The sequence below is a fragment of the Mucilaginibacter sp. genome (assembly GCF_036568825.1).
In the GTDB taxonomy this organism is placed as follows: Bacteria; Bacteroidota; Bacteroidia; order Sphingobacteriales; family Sphingobacteriaceae; genus Mucilaginibacter.
In genome coordinates, this window is the sequence record NZ_DATCRU010000022.1 from 1 (window position 1) to 20,891 (window position 20,891).

The window sequence follows — 20,891 nt, forward strand, 5'->3', positions numbered from 1 at the left end:
TACAATTTTATTAGCCGGTTGCGTTAACGCAGTTTCTGCCATAAAAGCTGCCACGTCTTTACTCGCAATTGGCTGAATATATGCATCCGGTACTACAACTTTACCATCTATGATACTCATTTGCAAAACGCCGCCTGCAAACTCAAAAAACTGTGTGGCGTGAACAATAGTATAAGGAATGCCTGAAGCTTTGATCATGTCCTCCTGCACTTGCTTAGCTCGGAAATAGCCACTGGCCAATAATTTTTGCGTACCTACTACCGATAAGGCAACGTGATGCTGCACTCCTGCTGCTTTTTCTGCCGGCAACAGATTTTCATTAGCAGTTTTGAAAAAGTTCATCACAGGTTCATCGTCAAATGATGGTGAATTAGACACGTCAACTACTACATTAGCGCCCTTTAATACTTCATTTAAACCTTCGCCTGTAAGGACGTTCACCCCGGTGTTGAGTGAAGCAGCAACTACTTCGTGCCCGGTTTGCTGCAACTGTTTTACTGTTTGGCTACCAATTAGGCCGGTTCCGCCGATTACTACAATTTTCATATCGTACTGTTTTTTAGTTATTTGTATGATACAAAGTTGCAGACAGCCGCGCCGGAAAAACTTAAGCTGGTTTAAGAAACGAATTCCTCCTGCAGAATTCTTAAGGCGTCGAGTGAAACACCCATATAGGAAGCAAAGATGGCATCGGGGATCCTGATGATCAGCTCGGGATAGGTGGTTTTGAAATAGTGGTAAAAATCTTTTTTGGATGTAGTGGCAAAAGTTTTTTGTTTGAGCAAAGCTGCACCGTAGGCCCGCTCATGAATTTTATTGAAATACAAAGCTAATAATGGATATTGCGATAAAAGCGCTTCATAGTCTCTCCTATTCATAAAGGTAATTTCCGAATCTTCCATTGCGGCGATTGAATAAACAGCAGGCTTGGCGTCAGCGAAGGTTTTATAATCGGTTATCCACCAGTTTTCTAATGCAAAATGGATAACCTGCTTCTCATCTTTGTCTTCATAAAACAGGTATAGGCAGCCTGTATTCACAAAATAAATGGTATCGCAAACCTCCCCTTCTTGCAAAAGCAATTCATCCTTCTTTACCGTTTTGGTATGAAGGAATGGCTGTAGCTGCTTCTGTCCCACAGTAAAATCTGGAACAAGCTTTTGTATATGCTGATAGAGTTGTTCAGTCATAGGTTATTTCTTTTTTGCTTTTTTCTTTCGTAACTCACTTAGGTATTCAGGGGTAAAACCTAAAAACGATGCCAGCACCTTTTGTGGTATCCTTTGCATAAATACCGGGTACTTGAGTCGGAACACATCATAAAACTCCTCTTTGGGCATCCTTGAGATCATCTGAATACGAAGCAGTGACGCCGCATAAGCCCGCTCATATACCGATCTAAAATACTTTTCAATCACCGGAAATTTTTCAAGGATCAATTCATAATTCCGGGCATTAATAGTCAAAACCTCGGTTTCTTCCAGCGCCTGGATGGTATACGCTGATTGCCGTTCGTGCCGGAAAGCATCCAGGTCAGTCATCCACCAGTTTTCTAATGCAAACTGCAATGTTTGCTCCACGCCGTTATGATCAATAAAATATAATCGAAGACAGCCTTTCACCACAAAAAAATACGATAAACAACGCTTGCCTTCTTCCTGCAAAATTCCTTTTTTCTTAAATGTTTTGGTTTCAAAAAAAGGCAGAACAGTGTCATCTCCTATTTCATGACTGCCGGTAATTTTTTGGATATGTTGTGTAAGCGGATGCATTTTTTATATAAACCCTAGCAAATATAGAAAACGGAGAAGAATCGGGTAAGAGTCACCTGCATCCAACTGCTTATTTTCCTTAACTTGCTGATATAACGTCACAATTACGTTGCCGGGAAAACAAATTGCGCATTTTCAACCTTAAGCTTTCTGTGTCACGATGGTTAAAAAACGGTCTTAAAATCATCGCGGGACTTGTCCTGCTTATCATTCTATTTGTCATCGGCGCAATGTTGTATGTAACTTACAACAAGGGCCGTGTGCTCAAAATGGTGAGTACCGAACTTAACCAGAAACTGGATGGACAGATCATTATCGGCGATATGAAGCCGCAATTGTTCAAACGATTCCCTAATATTTCGCTCGAACTCAAAAATGTAACCATACGCGACAAACGCTTTGCCGAGCATAAACACACTTTACTTGATGCCAAGGAGTTTTATGTTTCGCTAAACGCTTTTTCTATGTTGACAGGAAAAGCGAGCATCGACAGGATCGATATTGCTAATGCTACTGCCGACCTTTATACCGACAGTTTAGGTTATAGCAACCTCAGCGTTTTCAAAAAAGGCCCAAAGAAATTACCCAAAGAACCGGCCAGCAAAAGTGTTCCTCCTGAATTGCAATTATTCAGTTTTAGCAATTTGCAGTTGAAGGTAGAAGATCGCTCGAAAAACAAACTATTCTATTTTTATGTAAGAAGCCTTAGCGGACGCATGCAAAGTCCGGATACAGGTTGGCAGGCTAATTTTCATTTGGATGTGCTCGCTAAAAGCATGTCGTTCAAAAAAAAGAATGGCAGCTTTATAGAGAACAAAACCATTACCGGAAATTTTGATGCTACCGGGGATGATGATGGAAAGATCACACTAAACTCAAATGCGCTGAATATTGGGCCTAACCAGTTCAAACTCGAATCCGTTTTTGGAGCCAATAAACGGCCTGCTGATTTTAATATCTATCTTACCTGTGATCAAATCACGTGGCGACAAGCATCGCAACTGGTAGCAGCCAACATCAAGCGCAAGCTCGATCAGTATAACGTAAGTGAGCCCCTGGTTGTAACAGCACGCATTGAGGGTAGTTTTGCGGGTGGTAACCCATTCCTTTACATCACCGCCAAAGTTCGTAATAGCAAAGTGTCTACACCGGTTACTGTGTTTGATAATTGCGGCTTTGATGCCATCTTCACCAACGAATTTGAAAAAGGTAAAGGCTTTACGGATGATAACTCGGTCATCCGCTTTATGCGGTTTTCTGGTAGTTACAAGCGGATACCTTTTAGTATTGATACCGGTAGCATCATCAATATAAATAAACCTATTGCAACCGGAGACTTGAGAGCCAATTTCCCTGTGGCTGACCTGAATGAAATTATGGGTAATAAAATAGCCCGCTTCACCAAGGGCCGGGTTACAACATACCTGCACTACAAGGGCGATATCGTCAACTACCAACTGAACAAACCCATTGTGACCGGATACATCAATATTAAAAACGCCGATATTACCTACATACCCGAGAAGCTGAAGCTGATCAACAGTTCGTTGTCAATGAATTTTACTAAGGATGATTTGATTCTCAGAAATATCCGTCTGCAAAGTGGCCACAGCGTAATTACGATGGATGGAAGAGTTAAAAATTTCATGAATTTATATTATACCGCGCCGGAGAAGATGCTGCTCATTTGGGAGATACACAGCAAGGAGCTTTATTTGGGTGAGTTTTTAAGCTTCCTGGAAGGCGATGGTGCAAACCCTTCAACCAAATCTAAACCGTCAGCTAATAGCGGAAATGCTATAGATCAGTTGAGTAATGTTTTGGAAAAAGGAACGGCAGATATGCACCTTGAGGTGAGTAATGTGCATTTTAATAAATTCCTAGCCACCGATGTCCACGCTGATTTGCTTACTTCAGAAGACGCCGTAGTGATCAAAAACGTCGGCCTAAAACATGCTGGCGGATTTCTGAAAATGAACGGCTCTATACAACGCGGGGAAGATTTGAATAAACTGAAATTGAACACGGTCATCAGTCACGTAGATGTGAACGAATTTTTTAAAGCTTTTGACAATTTCGGGCTGAGCGACTTTACTGCTGATAATTTGCGGGGTATCTTATCAGCAAAAACAGCTATTACGGCTGGCGTTACCGATGACGGTAAGCTGGTTAAAAATTCCATCAATGGCAACCTTGATATCAATCTGCAACAGGGACAGCTACTCAACTTTAAACCCCTATACAGTATTGGTAAATTTGCCTTCCCTTTCCGTGACCTAAAAAATATTCGCGTGCAGGAATTGAATGCCCATTTCGATGTCAATGGCGATATGTTTAAGATATATCCGCTAAAATTTAGCTCAAGCGCTATTAATATGGATATTTCCGGCGTTTATGGCATATCAAAAGGTACTGATTTGGCAATCGACGTTCCTTTGCGAAATCCCAAAAACGATACTACTATAACCGACAAGGCCAAACGGGAAAAGAAGCGCTATAAAGGCATCGTACTCCACTTGCATGCAAAAGCTGATTCAACAGGAAAAATCAAAGTTGGACTTGGCAATGACAGGAAAAAGAGTGATCAGTGATCGGTTAATCAGTGATTAGTTAACCAGAGCCATTTGATAAGTTAATTGCGTCTGCCTGATAACCGGTTAACTGATTACTAATCTCTAACACCACACTTATTAAAATAATTTACAAAGTATTAATACTTCTCTCCTTTTTATTGAGTAGAGGTTAAAATTTTTAAAAAACAAATATATCTATTAACTTGCTGCAACTATTAGTGCTGCCTGTACCTAAGTTATGAGTAACCTTTCGGAATATTACTCAGACAACCAGTTTTGAAAAATAGTAAGTTAAACCAATTGCCCCATATAATCTTCTATAAACACATTATTAAGGTTATTTGGCGTTGTTTTAAAGATTATAAAAGAACATTCCCTCAGTTTAACCAATGCTGACGGAGCCAGAAATATAATACAACCGCTCAGCTTCGGCTGATCAATAATTATAGTTTTTATAAAGTTTAATTTGCTAAATGGCCCTTACAAACGCAACCCGAAAGGCTGTAACTAATTTTTTACACTGCTTTAATTCGCATTCAATCAAGTTTTTCGGTGCAGGCGTATTGCTTGCATTCCTGGGATTTTCATGGAACGGGGTCAGCCGGGATCACCCTGCTGCTGTAGCTCCAGATAACGACGGACTTTTTCTGCCCGACGGCTTCCAGGCCATAGTCGTAGTTGATAGTTTAAAGGGACAGACCAGGCATATTGCCGTCAACTCAAATGGCGATATCTATGTAAAAGCCAGGAATCACCGCTTAAATGATGGTTATGGAAACATCGCACTGAGAGATACAAATGGCGATGGCAAAGCTGATATCATCACTCCGTTCGGGAAATACGATGGTCATACTTATGGTACTGCTATGCGTATTTATAAGGGCTATCTGTATTTCAGTTCGGAGCTGATGGTTTACCGCATGAAGCTAAAAAAGGGGCAACTCGTGCCTGACAGCCAAATGGATACCATTGTTATCGATAAGCCCCCCTATCACGAACATCAGACCAAACCTATTGCCTTTGATAATAAAGGGCATATTTATGTGGGTTGGGGAGCTGGTTCTAACGCCGGACAGGTAAGGAACCGCCTGCCGGGTTCGCCTGGAGTTGGCGACCCTAATTCGCCGGATAAAGGTAATCCCTGGCTAATCGATCACGGTGGTATATGGATGTTTGATGCCAATAAAACCAGTCAGCATCAGTCTGACGGTATAAAATATGCTACAGGCTTACGCAGTATTGTTGCCATGGATTGGGATCCGAAAAGCAAGTCTTTATATACGGTTGCTCACGGTCGCGACGATTTTCGCATGATCTGGCCCGATCTGTATACGCCATGGCAAAGCGCTATGGAGCCTGCCGAAGAATTCTTTAAAGTAAACGAGGGCATGGATGGCGGCTGGCCTTACTATTATTATTCTGAACTTAAGGGTAAAAAATTGCTTAATCCCGAGTTTGGCGGTGACGGAACAAAAGAAGACAACGGTGCCAAATTAACACAGCCGATTATGGCGTTTCCTGCGCATTTTGCACCAAATGATCTGCTTTTTTACCGTGGAAAGCAATTCCCATCGCGTTATAAAAACGGAGCGTTTGTGGCATTCCACGGTTCTACAGACCGTGCACCTTATCCACAGGCAGGCTTTATTATTGCATTTGTTCCGTTCAAAGATGGCAAGCCTTCGGGGCCATGGGAGGTTTTTGCAGATGGTTTTGCAAAGATCGATCCTATCGTAAATGTAAGTAATGCGGTCTATCGCCCAATGGGATTGGCTGAAGGACCGGATGGCTCCTTGTATGTAAGCGACACTGAAAAAGGAAGGATATGGCGCATAAAATTCAACGGTGATAAAAAAGCCTTTGGCCCGGAGCAACTGGCTGCGATGGAAAACCGCAAAAAGACGGCATCCAATATCAAAACACCTGATGAAATTAAAGACAACCTGTTTAAAGATCTGCCTACTGCATCAGTTGTCTATAGCACTTATTGTATAGCGTGCCATCAAAGTGACGGAAGAGGTGATGGTAACCGCTTCCCTCCTATTGCGCAATCAGAATGGGTAAATTATAACACAGACAGGCTGATCAATGTGGTACTGAATGGGCTTAAAGGACCGGTAACCGTAAAAGGTCAATCCTATAATGAAGTGATGCCCGCACACGGCAGTTTCTTATCTGACGAACAGATAGCGGAAGTGCTCACTTATATCAAATCGAATTTCAATAATCTACCCGAAGTTGTTACACCTGCGCAAGTAAATGCAGTGCGCAAAAAGACCGCCCCCAAACAATGATTAAATCGTTTTTAAATTCTACTTGTAAATACACACTGCCTGCAATTTTGATAGCAGCAGCATTGAATTCAAATGCACAGTCAACGGATTCACTTTTTAAGTCGAAAGAATTTACTCCACCTAAAAGCTTTACCATTGGTTGCGAAGGACCCGGAGTAGACAAGTATGGCAATGTATATGCCGTGAATTTTGATCACGATGGCACCATCGGCAAAATGACACCTGATGGAAAAGCCAGCGTATTTATTGAACTACCAAAAGGAAGTACAGGAAACGGTATCCGTTTCGATAGTCATGGTAATATGCTGATCGCAGATTACACCGGGCATAACATCATCAAGGTGAACATGACCACCAAAGAACAAACTATTTTGGCGCATGAGCCCCGCATGAGTCAGCCTAATGATATTGCTATCGATAACAAAGACCGTCTTTATGCCAGTGACCCGAACTGGAAAGCCGGAACGGGCAAAATATGGCGGATTGATACGGATGGTAAGACAACCGTTTTAGACTCGATGGCAACTGTTAATGGCATAGACGTCAGTCCGGATAACCGCACTTTATATGTGAATGAAAAGCGCAAAATATGGGCCTATGACCTTTCACCTAAAGGCGAAATCAGTAACAAAAGATTAGTAATTGAATTCACCGATTTTGGCATGGATGGACTGCGCTGCGATGTAAAAGGCAACATTTACCAGGCCCGCTTTGGTAAAGGAACCATAGCTAAAGTGTCGCCTGACGGCAAAATTTTGCAAGAGATACAGCTCATCGGCAAAAAACCAACCAATGTTTGCTTTGGCGGCCCTGATGGCAAAACCATGTATACCACTTTACAGGATATGGGCAACCTGGAAACCTTCAGGGTTGATGAACCGGGGCGTGAGTGGAAGATGACTAAAAAACAGAAATAGCAACCAATTTTCTCAATAACCACTATTTAAAAGAGTAAAACTTCATAAAAAAATTCATGTGAAGTAACGGTAAAGCCTGAGTTAAGGGTTTTAGTTCTTGTAAAGCCTAAAGAAACCAGGTGACAACTTAAGCTGATAACTCGGAACGTGAATGAGAGATGACTAAAATTAGAACCAATACTATGAAAATCATAAAATTAATAACACCTGCTTTGTGCGTCGTGCTTGCCTTATCGGTTTGCACGGCGTCCGGACAGGCAAAAAAGAAGGTTGTCGCAAAGAAAAAGCCGGCCACTACAGTTGCCAAAGCTCCTCCTCCGCCGCCATTTGCAACTGATGCTGAAATTGCTGATGGTAAGGATCTGATCTTAAAATCTGACTGCCTTACCTGCCATAAAATAGAAGACAAACTAGTGGGACCTGCTTACACAGCTATCGCCGCCAAATATCCGCAGAATAAAAATTCATTGGATACGCTTGCAAAAAAAGTAATCACTGGAGGTAAAGGCGTATGGGGACCAATTCCTATGGCGCCACATCCTAATATTAGCCAGGTGGATGCCAATAAAATGATAAAATATATTCTTACCTTAAATGCTAAGAATCCCGCGACGAGCACCAAATAATTTATACCTCAAATAAGAAAAACAAAACACTTTATACGATCACTAAACTTAAAACAACATGGAAAAAAGAAGATCTGTTCTGAAAAAAATCCTGGCTTCAGTCGCCGGTTTATCAGTTCTCGGAATAAGCAAGGATGCCGTAGCAGCACCTGCCGATGAAAAAGTAGTGAACAATGTAACAACGTTCCAGGATGTGCCCCTGTTTTCGGGCTCAACCAAATTGGGTAACCTTGTTTTCGTTGCCGGAAAAGGCGCCCATGTTGAACCTTTTGAAATAAAAGCGCATACCGAGATCGTACTGAAAGAACTGGAAAAAGAACTGATAAAAGCTGGCTCATCTATGGAGAAAGTGCTTAAAGTAAGCGTTTTCCTCAACGATATTGCCGATTACCAGGGCATGAACGAAGTTTACAAAGGCCGTTTTGGAAAGAATCCTCCGGTTCGTACCACAGTTGCAGTAGCCAAGGGCGGCGTACCGGGCAACTCACTGGTTGAAATGGATTGCATGGCTTATATTTAACAGACTGATAAGATGAAACGCAGAGACATATTAAAAGGCCTTACCATTTTACCATTATCAACAGGCCTGGTAAGCAAAGCATCGGCTATAGGCCTTACCGACACGCCTACTCCAAAAAAGCAGGAACGCGACCTGTTTAAAGAGCTTGGCGTTACGCCGGTGATCAATGCATCCGTAACCATGACATTTTTGTCTGGCTCGCTTATGCTGCCTGAAGTATTGGAGGCAATCAACTCAACTTCACATGATTTCGCCAACATGTATGAACTACAAGACAAAGTAGGAGCGAAAATTGCCGAAATGCTGCATGTCGAATCAGCGATGGTTACCTCAGGTGCCGCATGTGCTATTTTGCTAAGTACAGCAGCAGCTATTACCGGAACAGATCATGAAAAGATACGACAATTGCCTAATCTGCCAGGTCCACGTCCGGAGGTGATCATGCAAAAATCGCATAGATATCTGTTTGATCAGGCGGTAACCACAACCGGTGCCAAGATCATTGAGGTTGAAGGCAACGATGAGATGGATAAAGCCTTCAATGAAAGAACCGTAATGGCTTTATTCTTTAACGCCGCAGGCAAACATAGTGTTACTCATGAGGACTTTGTCGCGATAGCGAAAAAACACAACATTCCTACCTTATTAGATGCAGCAGCAGATGTTCCTCCGGTTGAAAACCTGTTCAAATATCAGAAGATCGGCTTCGACCTGGTGACTTTCTCAGGTGGTAAAATGATACGCGGTCCGCAGAGCGCAGGCTTGTTATTTGGTCGTAAAGATCTGATCACGGCTGCCAGGTTAAACCATAGCCCGAATGAAGCGCCGATTGGTCGCCCGATGAAGGTGAATAAGGAAGAAATGTTCGGCATGTATGCTGCATTGAAGGCTTATTTGGAAAGGGACCACAAAAAAGAATGGCAGGATTGGTTAGATCGTGCCAAACACATCGGCACACAACTGGAAACTGTACAGACTGTAAAAACCGAGACGGTTGTCGATCCGGGGCCGGCTAATGCTTTCCCAAGCCTTAAAGTTACCTGGGATGAGACCAAGATAAAGATCAAACCAGAGCAAGTTGTTGCTGCATTAAAAAGCGGCACGCCAAGTATTGTTGCGAATGGTGGCAAGGGTCACCTGACTGTGGGTGTGGTACTTTTACGCCCCGACCAGGTAGATATTGTTGCCGGAAGGGTAAAATCCATATTACAGCAAGCTGTATAAATTTATGGTCCTGCCAATGGACCAATTATAAACCAACATCTAATAAATACACCTAAAGATGCAAAAACATTGTTTCTTAGTGCTTGTCCTGCTTTGTTTATTCAGCAAAGTGTCTATGGCCCAATCGTATGATATTGTGGTTAAGGGCGGGCACGTGATCGATCCAAAAAATAATATTGACGCGGTGATGGACGTCGCTATCGTTGACGGTAAAATAGCTGCCGTTTCAAAAGATATTGACTCTAAACAGGCAACACAGGTAGTTGATGCAAAAGGTATGTACGTAACGCCAGGGCTGATCGATATTCATACCCACGACTTTTACGGCACAGAGCCAGATCATCAGTATGAGAATGGCAACCTGGGCATTTCACCCGATGGCTTTACTTTCAGAAATGGGGTAACAACCGTTGTGGATGCCGGAAGCTCGGGCTGGAGGACTTTCCCAACTTTTAAATCGCAAACTATTGATGTTTCAAAGACGCGGGTATTGGCGTTCCTGAACATTGTAGGCGAAGGCATGCGCGGTGGTTATGAGCAGAACGAAAACGACATGGATCCAAAGATGACTGCGTTAGTCGCTAAAAGATACAAAGACATCATAGTGGGTATCAAACTGGCCCATTACGAAGGCCACGACTGGACGCCTGCCGACCGTGCTGTTGAAGCCGGAACATTGGCAGGCGGTATTCCAGCGATGATCGACTTTGGAGGAAGTAACCCGCCGCTGCCGATTGAAGAGTTGTTCTTAAAACATCTTCGTCCCGGAGATATTTTCACCCACTGTTTCGGACAATTGGGTAGCAGGGAATACATCGTTGACATCCAAACTAATAAAGTAAAACCCTTTGTTCATGAGGCCAGAAAGCGCGGAATATTTTTTGATGTAGGCTACGGCGGTATTAGCTTTGCTTACTCACAGGCTATACCTGCGCTTAAAGAGGGATTCTTCCCTAACTCTATCAGCACCGACCTGCACGTTGGCAGTATGAACGATGCCATGAAGGATATGCTTACCTGCATGAATAAATTCCTGGCGATGGGTATGCCATTGAATGATGTTATACAGGCCAGCACATCCAATCCTGCTAAAGAAATAAAGCACGAAGAATTAGGAAATCTTTCTGTAGGATCTGGTGCCGATGTAGCTATCTTAGATATGCAGAAAGGCAAATTCGGCTTTTTCGATTATACCGGCTTTAAGGTAGAAGCCGACAAAAAACTGCAATGCGAAATGACCATCAGGGCAGGTAAAATTGTGTATGACCTTAACGGCATAGCCAATCCTATTTATCCGCCAAGAAAAGTTGCGCAAAGCAAACAGGAAGCATCAAAGGGGCAAACCCATTAATTTAACTCGATGAAATATTATAAAATACTGGTTTTAGCATTAATTGTAAATATAGCTTGCCAGCTTACAGCCAAAGCCCAAACCATTTCAAAGGATGAATTGATATTTTATACCTCCGAATGGAAAGGTGAACGCTTTGCCGATGGAAGACCAAAAATCCCCGATGCGCTGATCGAAAGGGCGAAAAACATCAGTATCGAGGATGCATGGACAGTTTTACGAAATGAAGGCTATGTAAACCAGTTTGAAGGCGGATGGAAATTAGTTAATGATACCATCCCGGTTGTTGGCCGCGTAGTTACTGCCATGTACATGCCAAGCCGTCCGGATGTAGAGAAGGCCATCAAGGAACGGGGTGCTAAAGAGGGCAGGAAAGGCAACACCAACTCCTGGCCCATAGATCAATTGGTTAAGGGCGATGTTTATGTAGCCGATGGATTTGGAAAAATACGGGGTGGAACATTGATAGGTGATAACCTGGGTAACTCCATCTTCAATAAATCAGGCAATGGCGTCATCTTTGAAGGCTCTGCACGAGATTTACAGGGATTAAGAGCTATCCCTGGTTTTAATGCTTTTGTGCGCGACTTTGACCCCTCGTACCTGGAGCAAATGGTGCTGATGGGTCTTAACACGCCTATCCGCATCGGTCACGCCATCGTTTTACCCGGAGACCTGGTGATAGCACAAAAAGAAGGCGTGCTGTTTATTCCAGCACATCTTGCTGAAAAAGTAGTTGCCATATCAGAATTTGTTGCGCTGCGCGATGACTTCAGTCATGCGATGCTTAAAGCAGGTACATTTTCTACCGGCGAAATTGACAGCGAGTGGAGCAACAAGATTAGGGAAGCCTTTTTAAAATGGCTCGAGCAAAATCCCAAAAAAGGAAAAATGACCAGGGCGCAACTAGATTCTTTTATGGAAAAACGGACCTGGTAGTAATCACAACCTAAATTTAAGCAATTGAAAAATAGTAATATTTATAAGATTTTGGGCGGCATCGCTGCGCTATGCCTGCTTTTGGCAGCTTGGCGCATTTTCCAGGATGGCCTTGCTCATGCGGGTTACTTTATTATCGCATTCTTCATTTTGCTCGCTATTGCCTGCCGGGGAAAAGAGTTACTCAAGGGCTTTTCCTACACGCTCATGATATTCGCCGCAGTGACGGCAGCGTTATATTTTCCGCAATATTTTGTGCAGGTAAACGGCTTTAAGTTGGCTACGCTGATAACACCGTTACTGCAGATCATTATGTTCGGCATGGGTACGTCTATGGGACTGGATGATTTTGCAGGTGTGATAAAAATGCCAAAAGGCGTATTTATCGGCGTCGGAAGTCACTTTATTATTATGCCACTACTTGGCTTTACTTTGGCTAAACTGAGCAACTTTCCGCCAGAGATCGCAGCCGGGATAATACTTGTAGGCTGCTCTCCAAACGGTATGGCTTCCAATGTGATGTCATATCTGGCAAAGGCAAACCTGGCCTTATCAATCACCATCACCGCCGTTTCAACTTCATTGGCGCCATTTATTACGCCTTTATTGATGAAACTGCTTGGGGGAGAATTTATCAAGATCGACGCATTGGCTATGATGTGGGATATTATCAAAATCGTGATCATACCTATCGGAGCAGGAATTATTTTCAACAAATATTTGCTCAAACGTGCCTCATGGCTGGAAAAATTGATGCCGTTGGTATCCATGTTCGGTATAGCGTTTATCATCGTAATCATCACCGCTGCGGGTCGGGATAGTCTGCTCAATATCGGTGGAATACTAGTGTTATTAGTGCTTGTTCATAACCTGCTTGGGTACACATTTGGCTATTGGGCGGGACGTCTCTTTAAAATGTCCGAACGTGATTGCCGAACCATGGCCATTGAAGTGGGCATGCAAAATGCGGGACTTGCATCAGGTCTGGCAAAAGCGATGGGAAAAATTGCTACTGTCGGTCTGGCGCCTGCGGTATTCGGCCCTATGATGAACACTACCGGATCATTACTCGCCAATTACTGGCACCGCAAACCTCTCAAAGAAAAAGAATAAATACCTTCAATTTAAGGTCTGTTATAAAATATAAAGCCCCGCGCTCTTGCAGCTTGGGGCTTTAAAACCTAAACCTTATCACATATGATTAATGGGAGTTTAATCAATGTGCTTAAAAGTAATTTGAATAAAATTCCCGCCAAAATATAATCGACGAGAGATGAATATGTGTCGATTAATGGGGGAATATCCAAGAATCAGCCACCGGCTATTCCCTTATCACTTTACCTGATCCGACAATGGTACCAGCTTCGCTTTCAAATCAGGATCTTTCATATCCTTATCCAGCGGAAAAATAGGATGCTTTAATCTCTTGTAAGGTAAATGCTCTATATCCTGATCTACGCCGCCCGGTGTTAATGCCAGCAGCCAATCGGCACGCATATTATATAGTTCGGGTTCTAGATAACCGATCTTTACTACAACTATATCAGCTGTTCTTGGGTTAAGCCCTAACTTAGTAAAATCCTTTTCATGGTGGTACGGCTTTCTTTTTTGAGTGACGATGATATGCACGCTGCCCATCTTAATCGAAGCTTCCACTTCGGCATCAACATCGCCCTTTACAATAGATTCAACGGTACCAACAATATGCACTGGTGGCGCAAGTCTGTGATCAACTGCCGCACCTGCATAACCATCTACGTGGCCACCAACACCTGCGGCTATCGCCTTTTTGATTAATTCGGGACCGGGAATAGAAGCATAGATCAAGGAAGGCCCTTTGTCCGTTTTAAATTCCGGGCGTTTCAGTATTTGGGTTATTGTCCAGGTAACATCCCCTGCTCCTCCGGCTGTAGGGTTATCGCCTGAGTCGCTGATGTAGAACGGATGTTTAGTGCTTGCGATGGCCTTATCCAGGCACTCTTTTAAATTGCCGGTTGGGGCTACGAATTTAAACTCCTTGCGGACATCCCAAAAGCTTTTGGCCAGGGATTCTGCAGTACTGGTTACTTTGGCTTCGTCATCACCTGTTACCATTACTACCGCGTGATTGCGCGGTTCATCAGCCCAGGCATAGCCTATCCATATTGCTGCATCAACAATACCTTCCTGTTTAGCGGCAGGCCATACTTTCTGATATAAGCTTTTGCCCGGCTCTATACGGGTGCTGGTTTTTTCACCAGGTAACAAAATTGGCACTGCGATATAAGCTTTATATTTAGGCTTACCCTTCCCATCCTCAACGCGCTCGATCAGGTTTGTCACCGCACGACGTTTGGTTTGTATCGCATCTTCGTGCGGAGCCATGCGGTAGCAGGTTATTAGGTCGCTATTCTCTGCCAGTCGCCATGAAACGTTGCCGTGTAGATCCATCGCTGTTGAAATGATGGTTTTTTTGCCAACCACTTTTCTTATCCTGACAAGAAAATCACCTTCAGGGTCATCCAATCCAACTACACTCATAGCACCATGAATATCATAAAACAAGCCATCGTAAGGCCCATGTTTTTTAAGTGAATCCAAAGTTTTTTTTACCAACGATTCGTAGGCCTCCCTGGTAACTGCTCCTCCCGGTAGAGCGTGTCCATCAATAGTTGGTACCCATACCGCTGCCTTGCGAACGGCCGAATCAGGCGCCCAGAAAGGATAAATCTTGAAAATAGCATCACCATATTTTGCGTGGAATGCTGCCTCATCGGTCAATGCAGGCGAGAACGTACTCGATTCGATGCCTAAACCTGCAATAGCGATACGTGGAAGACGTTTAACAGGTGGATTGGGTTGTGCAATGGCTATTGACGCGGCCATGCAGAAGATCAGTAAAAAGGAAAATTGTTTCATAATAGAAGATCTATTTGGTTAATGTGATATTTAAGCCTTTTCTCAGAGTATTATGAATTTCGGCAACCTGGTCGGTATGGATGAGCAGGGCGTCGATTTCCTGTTGGGATGCATTTGATGTTACCCCGGCTTTATACTGAAAATTGAAACCGGGTTCGCCTTCAGCCCCAAACTCGCCTGTTACTTCTACCTCAATACCGTCAACTGCGATATTTCTTTTGACGGCCTCGCGATAGATGTCATTACAAAAACACGTAGCCAACGAGAGTAGCAGTAACTCGCCACCATTAATGGACGACCCATAACCTGTTGACTTTGCGGCGATGTGCATTTGTTTTGCAGCACCATTGGTCTGTACCTCGACTTCATGCTGATTAAAACTGCTTTTTAGAGTGGCTGACATTAACATAGGCAGAAATTGTTGTTTTAGGTGATCTATTCAAATATAATGAAGTGCAATTCTATTTCATACCATAAGTATTTGTTTATATCGCCTGCATCAACTAAATTAACCATTTATTATCCCCTGCCTTAATCAAACCCATGCAGATAACCTATTAAATGACTAACTGGCAAAAACTTTTACTGATAGCTGTTTTATTTTCTGCATGTAAAAAGCCGTTTGTACCGCCAAACACTTTAAACGATACCAATAAATACCTGGTGATTGATGGGGTGATCAACGCCGGTAGTGATTCTACTTTTATTAAACTAAGTCGAACAAAGAAGTTTGAAAACGGTATTACTATCGATCATGAAACAGGGGCTCAGTTAAATGTAGAGGGAGATGATAATAGCAGTTACCAGCTGGTTGAAACAGTACCAGGAACCTATGCATCTGCAGGACTGAATCTAAATGCTTCCCATAAATACCGCCTCAGGATAAAAACTACCAATGGCAAAGAATATCTTTCAGATTTTGTAGTAGTTAAAAACTCTCCGCTTATTGACAGTGTTGGCTTTACCGCAAAGCCTACGGCACTAACCATTTACGCTAACAGTCATGACGCGACTAATAATACCAAATACTATCGGTGGGAATATACAGAGGCATGGGAGTTTCATTCGACCTATGAATCTTTCTGGGACGGAACTGCTCCCCGCGCAAAAGATGATTATGTTTATTATTGCTTTGCCAAAGACACTTCAAGTTACATCACACTGGCTACTACAACTAAACTAAGCAATGATGTAGTTTACCAGGCACCTATAACAACTATTGATCCGTCATCAGAAAAAATAGAAATAAGGTACAGTATAGAGGTAAAGCAATTTGCACTGACAAGCGATGCGTATAATTTTTGGGATAACTTACATAAGAATAATGAAACCAACGGAACAATATTTGATATTCAGCCTTCTGATAACCAAACCAATTACCATTGCCTTACCGACCCGGGCGAACTTGTGGTTGGCTATTTGAGCGTAGGAAGTGTTGCAACTAAACGTATTTTTATTGATCGCGGCCAACTTTTATCATCCTATAATCCACAGTATGCTTATGCCAATGGCTGCCAGGTAGACACAGCCTATTATGCAAAAAATCAATATGGAATATTTGTTCCTCCTACTACTTATACCGCTATTGAAGGCTTCTATTATACACCGCCCGCTCCATTTGGTGCACCAACCCAAATAACTTATTCAACGCGTGACTGCGCCGATTGTACAACAAGAGGCGTTACGCAACCACCTTCTTTTTGGAGATAATTTATTTTACTTCAAAGGTAAATTCCTGCGTGCCTACTTCTCCGGTTTGGGCTATACCCTCAATTACGCCGATATAATGCCCGGACTTGTCGCCCGTGTAAAAGGATAATTTGTGTGTACCTTTCGAGTTCGTTGAGGCATCAGGGTTCCAATACAATACGTTCCTGAAATCAGGCATTGTGCTACTGCGTTGAGCATCAGTATCATAAATGGGTGAATAAAATTTACGATCGAGCTGCAGTCCATCATAGTCAAAAACCATAGCACGGGGGTCCAGTTCCGTAGTTGCACTTGAACCATTATAAGATGTAAAATGCAATATTCCGTTAAATTGTGCAGGTCCATAAAGGTAATTGGAAGTAACAACATCCAACCTTTTTATCTTTAGTGGATCCAAATTGTAGGCCTTGTCAATATCGAAAATAGGTTTGTTATCAAGCAGCACCAATGGTTCGCCCGGCAACATAGATTTATCGCGAATAATTTGAAAACTTCGTTTACCATGATCCCGGGTTATTACTACAAGTCTGACATACTCATGCACTACTTCTTCAATATTCGTAAAGCGGGTGTAGTCGTCTAATAAATAAGTATAGTCCGGCTTGCTATAAAACATAGAACTATCTGCAGATGACTCATTAAATTGTTTTATCTGTTTGGCATAAAAAATATTCTGCACCTGCATATCTAAACTGCGCCGCACTATTTCACTTCTTATTTCAGGATTTAAAGTAAATGCAGGCAATGTTTCCGGAGCGTATTGATCGCTGAAAGGGCTCGTTACGTTTATGTGATATATGCTATCTTGCTGCCATTTGTTTTGCATGATGATCTCCCTCGGCCCATAAAAATCCCTTGTATTGAAAAGTAATCTGCCTGTCGAATCACTTTTGGTAACGTAGAACTGATTTTTGGGTCCCGATACTGTAAGATAGGTAAGGATATCCTTAGCAGGCTGATTGGTTTGGCTGTTTATTAATGTTCCTGTAACGATAAGTCCCGAGTATTCAGGCATAAACTTAAACCGGGGCCTTTTCTCTGCCAATATTTTAGTCCAGTCGAACTGTGTCCAGCCTTGTGTGAGCAGCAGGTTATCTAATGCCTGGTTAACTTCTTCATTGTTGTTATCGATGTAATAATCCGGTGATTCAATCCGGCCTTTCAAATCTGCTTTTAACCATAAATAGCCCGCAATATGCGTAGCGTCGTTTTTCTGCAGTGAATCCAGCTTATAAACGGATATCGATAAATTAGCGGGTATATCTTTGGTTGATACATTGAGATCGACTTTAGCACGTTTACCATATACAGCCGCGTTGGTATTAGCACTTATGGTTAATTTTTGGCCGGAGCGTTTAAATATCAATCTTTCACACAAAGGTCTTTGCTGGTCATCAAACAGCGTAACATAACTTACTCCATCACTTAATTTGCTTTTCTCAATGCTGAAATGAACCATACCGTTAGATAATGCTCCTTTAGTTGCCGATTCAATATCATAACGATTGTGTACCACCAGGTACACTGCTTTTGTCGAGCTATTGTCTGAATTCTGAACTGATGCATCCCATTGGTTGTTTTGCTCAGTTACATGAAGCACATACCCTGCCGAACTTATTTCAGGAAGCTCCTTAACAATTCTTTCTGAACTAATTTTGATCACAGCCTTATATCCAGACGTTTCAGTTGGAGTAAAATCAAAACCTCCTATTCCAAATTTTAAAGTTTTGAACCTTGCAACAGTATCATTTTGCAAATTGATAATTGCCCCTGAACAATCACGTCCTTTACCATCTGACGCGCTAATTTTAAAAGCAACCTTGCTATTCAACCCTTTTACCAGGTGACCGCCTTCGGGTAAAAATTGCACATCATAAACCGAGGTCGGTTTTGGTTGCTCGGGCGATGCTTTAACTGTATTTAAAATACTAATCTGTTTCTCGAAATAATATCCTGCATCAAAATTCTTCATCCAGTTGGTGTAGGCTCTTAGTAAATAATTGCCTGTGCTCAGTGAAAACGGCAGGTAAAATGAGCCGTTCCCCATACCTTGTTTCATGGCGATTTTTGCCTGCAAAACAGGGATATGCTTATAATCCAGTATTTCAACATAGACCACTTTACTTATATCGAGCAGTTTATTGGCCGCACCATCGGTATTATATATTTTAATCCAGAGTATCTCCCCTGTCAGGTAAGCTTCTTTATCCGTATGAACAAATATCTTTTCCTGTAATACATTTTGATTGTGATTTTTAAAATTGGTTTGGATATCCTGAGCCTGAACATGAAATACAACAAACGCCCCCAGCAAGAAACTGCCAATAGTATTTCTTAAGATGGTTATCATTTGCTTCATAAAATACCTTTAGTCAAACACAGAATATATTTCATTTAAACTATTTATTTCCAAAATGGAGGTGGTTTATTCACCCCTCTTATAGTACAATCAGCACACTGTGCGTCAGCAGCAACGTACCCCAGCACGGAAATGTCCTCTTTATCTGTTATAGGGAAAACCGCATATTCTGTACTCCCTAATGGAATCAGAAACAAAGCAACATCGTTTTGACAAGGAGTCCCTCCATGACAAAATAGTAAACTATCCAGTGAACACTCATATGGATAGACAGGATACCAGTTTTGCGGCAGTTGATCTTCAGAAATAAACATTCTTTTCTGCTGTACGGTACCTACACTTATATACCCAATAACCGGTTCTGCGGGAGTGGTGACGCAATGTATATTGCCAGGCAATTCTGATGGTAAAACAGAAAAAATCGTCCCCAGTTGTTCGTTGTTCGTTTTCAGACTTTGCCAGAATTTATAAGCATCACTACTTAAGGCGTATTGTTTAATCAATATGGAGTATTTGGTCTCCAGTTTTTCTGATGTGGATGTAATTTGTGTAAGCGGATTTTGATAGACTACATCCTTCACCAATGCTTTGGTTGAGCCTAGCAAAATAGTACTCGAGGTATCAGTTGCCCAGCAGGTGTATATTTGTTTATCAACCGGGCGAGGAACTAATTTTGTACCATCTGACATTAAACCAGAACTATACTTTGCGTGAAAATTCCATGTTTCCTGGTAATCCCAGCGATAATAACGGGTATTATTATTGGGATCATGCGTATTTACATATAACTGTATACCGCCTGATTGAATCGTGTACCCCACGCTATCAATAGGTGGCGTTACTTTTACTGCTTCGTCATCAGACTTATATTCTTTATTATCGGATGTGATAATATGTAAATGATATTTATGTGAGTTGTCCAGGTTCAGCCCGGCAGAAGCATATGTACCTTTACCCAATTCAGATAATGGATAAATCCCCCCTTGATCGCTCTCTACTGTTACCCGGGCGCCTAATTCTGCAGTATGATTTACATTATCCGAAAGCTTCACTGTACGGCTAAGTGTTATAAAGGTGGAATCAGACCCTGAATTGATTATACCCTCTACCACTAAATAATGATTATCGGTTGAAACAATGGTTGGTGTATAAGGCTTTTTACAGCAGATTGTTGCTATTATAAAAAGAAGCATTGCACCCCAATAAATATGCTTCGTCTTCATTTTAAAACCTGATATTATAGTTAATAAATGGAATTGGCCTCGCAAATATTGACAGTTTGTACCCGCTGATATTCCCGCCTTGCTCGGTAAAGAAAGTTGAATAAGCATTGGCACGTCCTGTCAGGTTATATACCCCGATGTTCCATGAGTTATGTGTCTTTTGGTGTACTTTATGATTACCGTCAATGTTCATGGAGATATCGGTCCTAAAATAATCCGGAATACGATAGGAGTTCCGGTCTGAATATAATACACGGATCCCACCGCCAAGATAATATTCGGTAATTGGGTAAGTGATTGGCCTTCCTGTGCTGTAAGTTACATCTAATGAGATGCTAAATCGCTGACTAAACCTGTAATTCCCATTAAAGTTAACGGCATGTGGTTTATCATAGTTGGCCGGATAGTAAACTCCGCCATTGATCAGCTCGCCTGCATTCGGGTCATCCTGTCTCAGGAAAGTTCTCGAATAGGTATAGCTCAGC

The 20,891-nt window shown here is 42.2% G+C and carries 17 protein-coding genes and 1 pseudogene; 10 read left to right on the top strand and 8 right to left on the bottom strand.

Translation table 11 applies throughout. The features are described 5' to 3' along the window. The 3 genes from VIM89_RS04470 to VIM89_RS04480 form a co-directional block, all read right to left on the bottom strand. The coding region (locus tag VIM89_RS04470; RefSeq protein WP_488154930.1) for an SDR family oxidoreductase at positions 1-546 on the bottom strand (546 nt) is incomplete at its 3' end. A 71-nt stretch (positions 547-617) separates the two neighbouring features. Beyond that, positions 618-1,190 carry a Crp/Fnr family transcriptional regulator gene (locus VIM89_RS04475; protein WP_488154931.1) on the bottom strand — a complete coding sequence of 191 codons (573 nt, stop codon included), beginning with the start codon at positions 1,188-1,190 and terminating at the stop codon, positions 618-620. Positions 1,191-1,193: 3 nt separating this feature from the next. After that, the gene (locus tag VIM89_RS04480; protein WP_488154932.1) at positions 1,194-1,772 is read right to left on the bottom strand and encodes a Crp/Fnr family transcriptional regulator; all 579 of its coding nucleotides are present in this window, start codon (positions 1,770-1,772) and stop codon (positions 1,194-1,196) included. A 152-nt stretch (positions 1,773-1,924) separates the two neighbouring features. Here VIM89_RS04480 and VIM89_RS04485 point away from each other — a divergent pair, with 152 nt between their 5' ends. From VIM89_RS04485 to VIM89_RS04525, 9 genes are all read left to right on the top strand, one after another. Continuing rightward, complete coding sequence (locus VIM89_RS04485) at positions 1,925-4,363, top strand: AsmA family protein (protein ID WP_488154933.1); 2,439 nt, start codon at positions 1,925-1,927, stop codon at positions 4,361-4,363. 455 nt (positions 4,364-4,818) lie between these two features. Beyond that, a complete protein-coding gene (locus tag VIM89_RS04490) occupies positions 4,819-6,639 on the top strand; it encodes a PQQ-dependent sugar dehydrogenase (RefSeq protein ID WP_488154934.1) in 1,821 nt (606 codons plus the stop codon). Next, positions 6,636-7,556 carry an SMP-30/gluconolactonase/LRE family protein gene (locus VIM89_RS04495; protein ID WP_488154935.1) on the top strand — a complete coding sequence of 307 codons (921 nt, stop codon included), beginning with the start codon at positions 6,636-6,638 and terminating at the stop codon, positions 7,554-7,556. Before VIM89_RS04490 ends, VIM89_RS04495 begins: the two co-directional genes overlap by 4 nt. A gap of 182 nt (positions 7,557-7,738) precedes the next feature. Beyond that, positions 7,739-8,182: a c-type cytochrome gene (locus tag VIM89_RS04500; RefSeq protein WP_488154936.1), complete on the top strand. Its 444-nt coding sequence runs from the start codon at positions 7,739-7,741 to the stop codon at positions 8,180-8,182. A gap of 58 nt (positions 8,183-8,240) precedes the next feature. Continuing rightward, positions 8,241-8,702: a RidA family protein gene (locus VIM89_RS04505; RefSeq protein ID WP_488154937.1), complete on the top strand. Its 462-nt coding sequence runs from the start codon at positions 8,241-8,243 to the stop codon at positions 8,700-8,702. A gap of 12 nt (positions 8,703-8,714) precedes the next feature. After that, the gene (locus VIM89_RS04510) at positions 8,715-9,926 is read left to right on the top strand and encodes an aminotransferase class V-fold PLP-dependent enzyme (protein ID WP_488154938.1); all 1,212 of its coding nucleotides are present in this window, start codon (positions 8,715-8,717) and stop codon (positions 9,924-9,926) included. A 58-nt stretch (positions 9,927-9,984) separates the two neighbouring features. Continuing rightward, entirely contained in the window at positions 9,985-11,277 is a 1,293-nt protein-coding gene (locus VIM89_RS04515) for an amidohydrolase/deacetylase family metallohydrolase (RefSeq protein WP_488154939.1), read from the top strand. A gap of 9 nt (positions 11,278-11,286) precedes the next feature. After that, on the top strand, positions 11,287-12,216 hold the full coding sequence (locus VIM89_RS04520; RefSeq protein ID WP_488154940.1) for an RraA family protein: 930 nt from the start codon (positions 11,287-11,289) through the stop codon (positions 12,214-12,216). Between the two features lie 24 nt (positions 12,217-12,240). Continuing rightward, on the top strand, positions 12,241-13,329 hold the full coding sequence (locus VIM89_RS04525; RefSeq protein ID WP_488154941.1) for a bile acid:sodium symporter family protein: 1,089 nt from the start codon (positions 12,241-12,243) through the stop codon (positions 13,327-13,329). Positions 13,330-13,548: 219 nt separating this feature from the next. On the opposite strand, the gene VIM89_RS04530 is transcribed toward VIM89_RS04525, so the two are convergent. Both VIM89_RS04530 and VIM89_RS04535 read right to left on the bottom strand, forming a co-directional pair. Continuing rightward, on the bottom strand, positions 13,549-15,114 hold the full coding sequence (locus VIM89_RS04530; protein ID WP_488154942.1) for a M81 family metallopeptidase: 1,566 nt from the start codon (positions 15,112-15,114) through the stop codon (positions 13,549-13,551). A 10-nt stretch (positions 15,115-15,124) separates the two neighbouring features. Next, positions 15,125-15,517: an OsmC family protein gene (locus VIM89_RS04535; RefSeq protein ID WP_488154943.1), complete on the bottom strand. Its 393-nt coding sequence runs from the start codon at positions 15,515-15,517 to the stop codon at positions 15,125-15,127. A gap of 158 nt (positions 15,518-15,675) precedes the next feature. Here VIM89_RS04535 and VIM89_RS04540 point away from each other — a divergent pair, with 158 nt between their 5' ends. Further along, positions 15,676-16,824 (top strand): DUF4249 domain-containing protein, encoded by a 1,149-nt coding sequence (locus VIM89_RS04540; protein ID WP_488154944.1) that lies wholly within the window; start codon positions 15,676-15,678, stop codon positions 16,822-16,824. Position 16,825: 1 nt separating this feature from the next. Here VIM89_RS04540 and VIM89_RS04545 read toward each other — a convergent pair whose 3' ends face one another. The 3 genes and pseudogenes from VIM89_RS04545 to VIM89_RS04555 form a co-directional block, all read right to left on the bottom strand. Further along, positions 16,826-19,183 carry a hypothetical protein gene (locus VIM89_RS04545; RefSeq protein ID WP_488154945.1) on the bottom strand — a complete coding sequence of 786 codons (2,358 nt, stop codon included), beginning with the start codon at positions 19,181-19,183 and terminating at the stop codon, positions 16,826-16,828. A gap of 44 nt (positions 19,184-19,227) precedes the next feature. After that, complete coding sequence (locus tag VIM89_RS04550; RefSeq protein WP_488154946.1) at positions 19,228-20,406, bottom strand: DUF4249 domain-containing protein; 1,179 nt, start codon at positions 20,404-20,406, stop codon at positions 19,228-19,230. A 1-nt stretch (position 20,407) separates the two neighbouring features. Next, a pseudogene (locus tag VIM89_RS04555) lies at positions 20,408-20,891 on the bottom strand (TonB-dependent receptor); the annotation flags it as partial.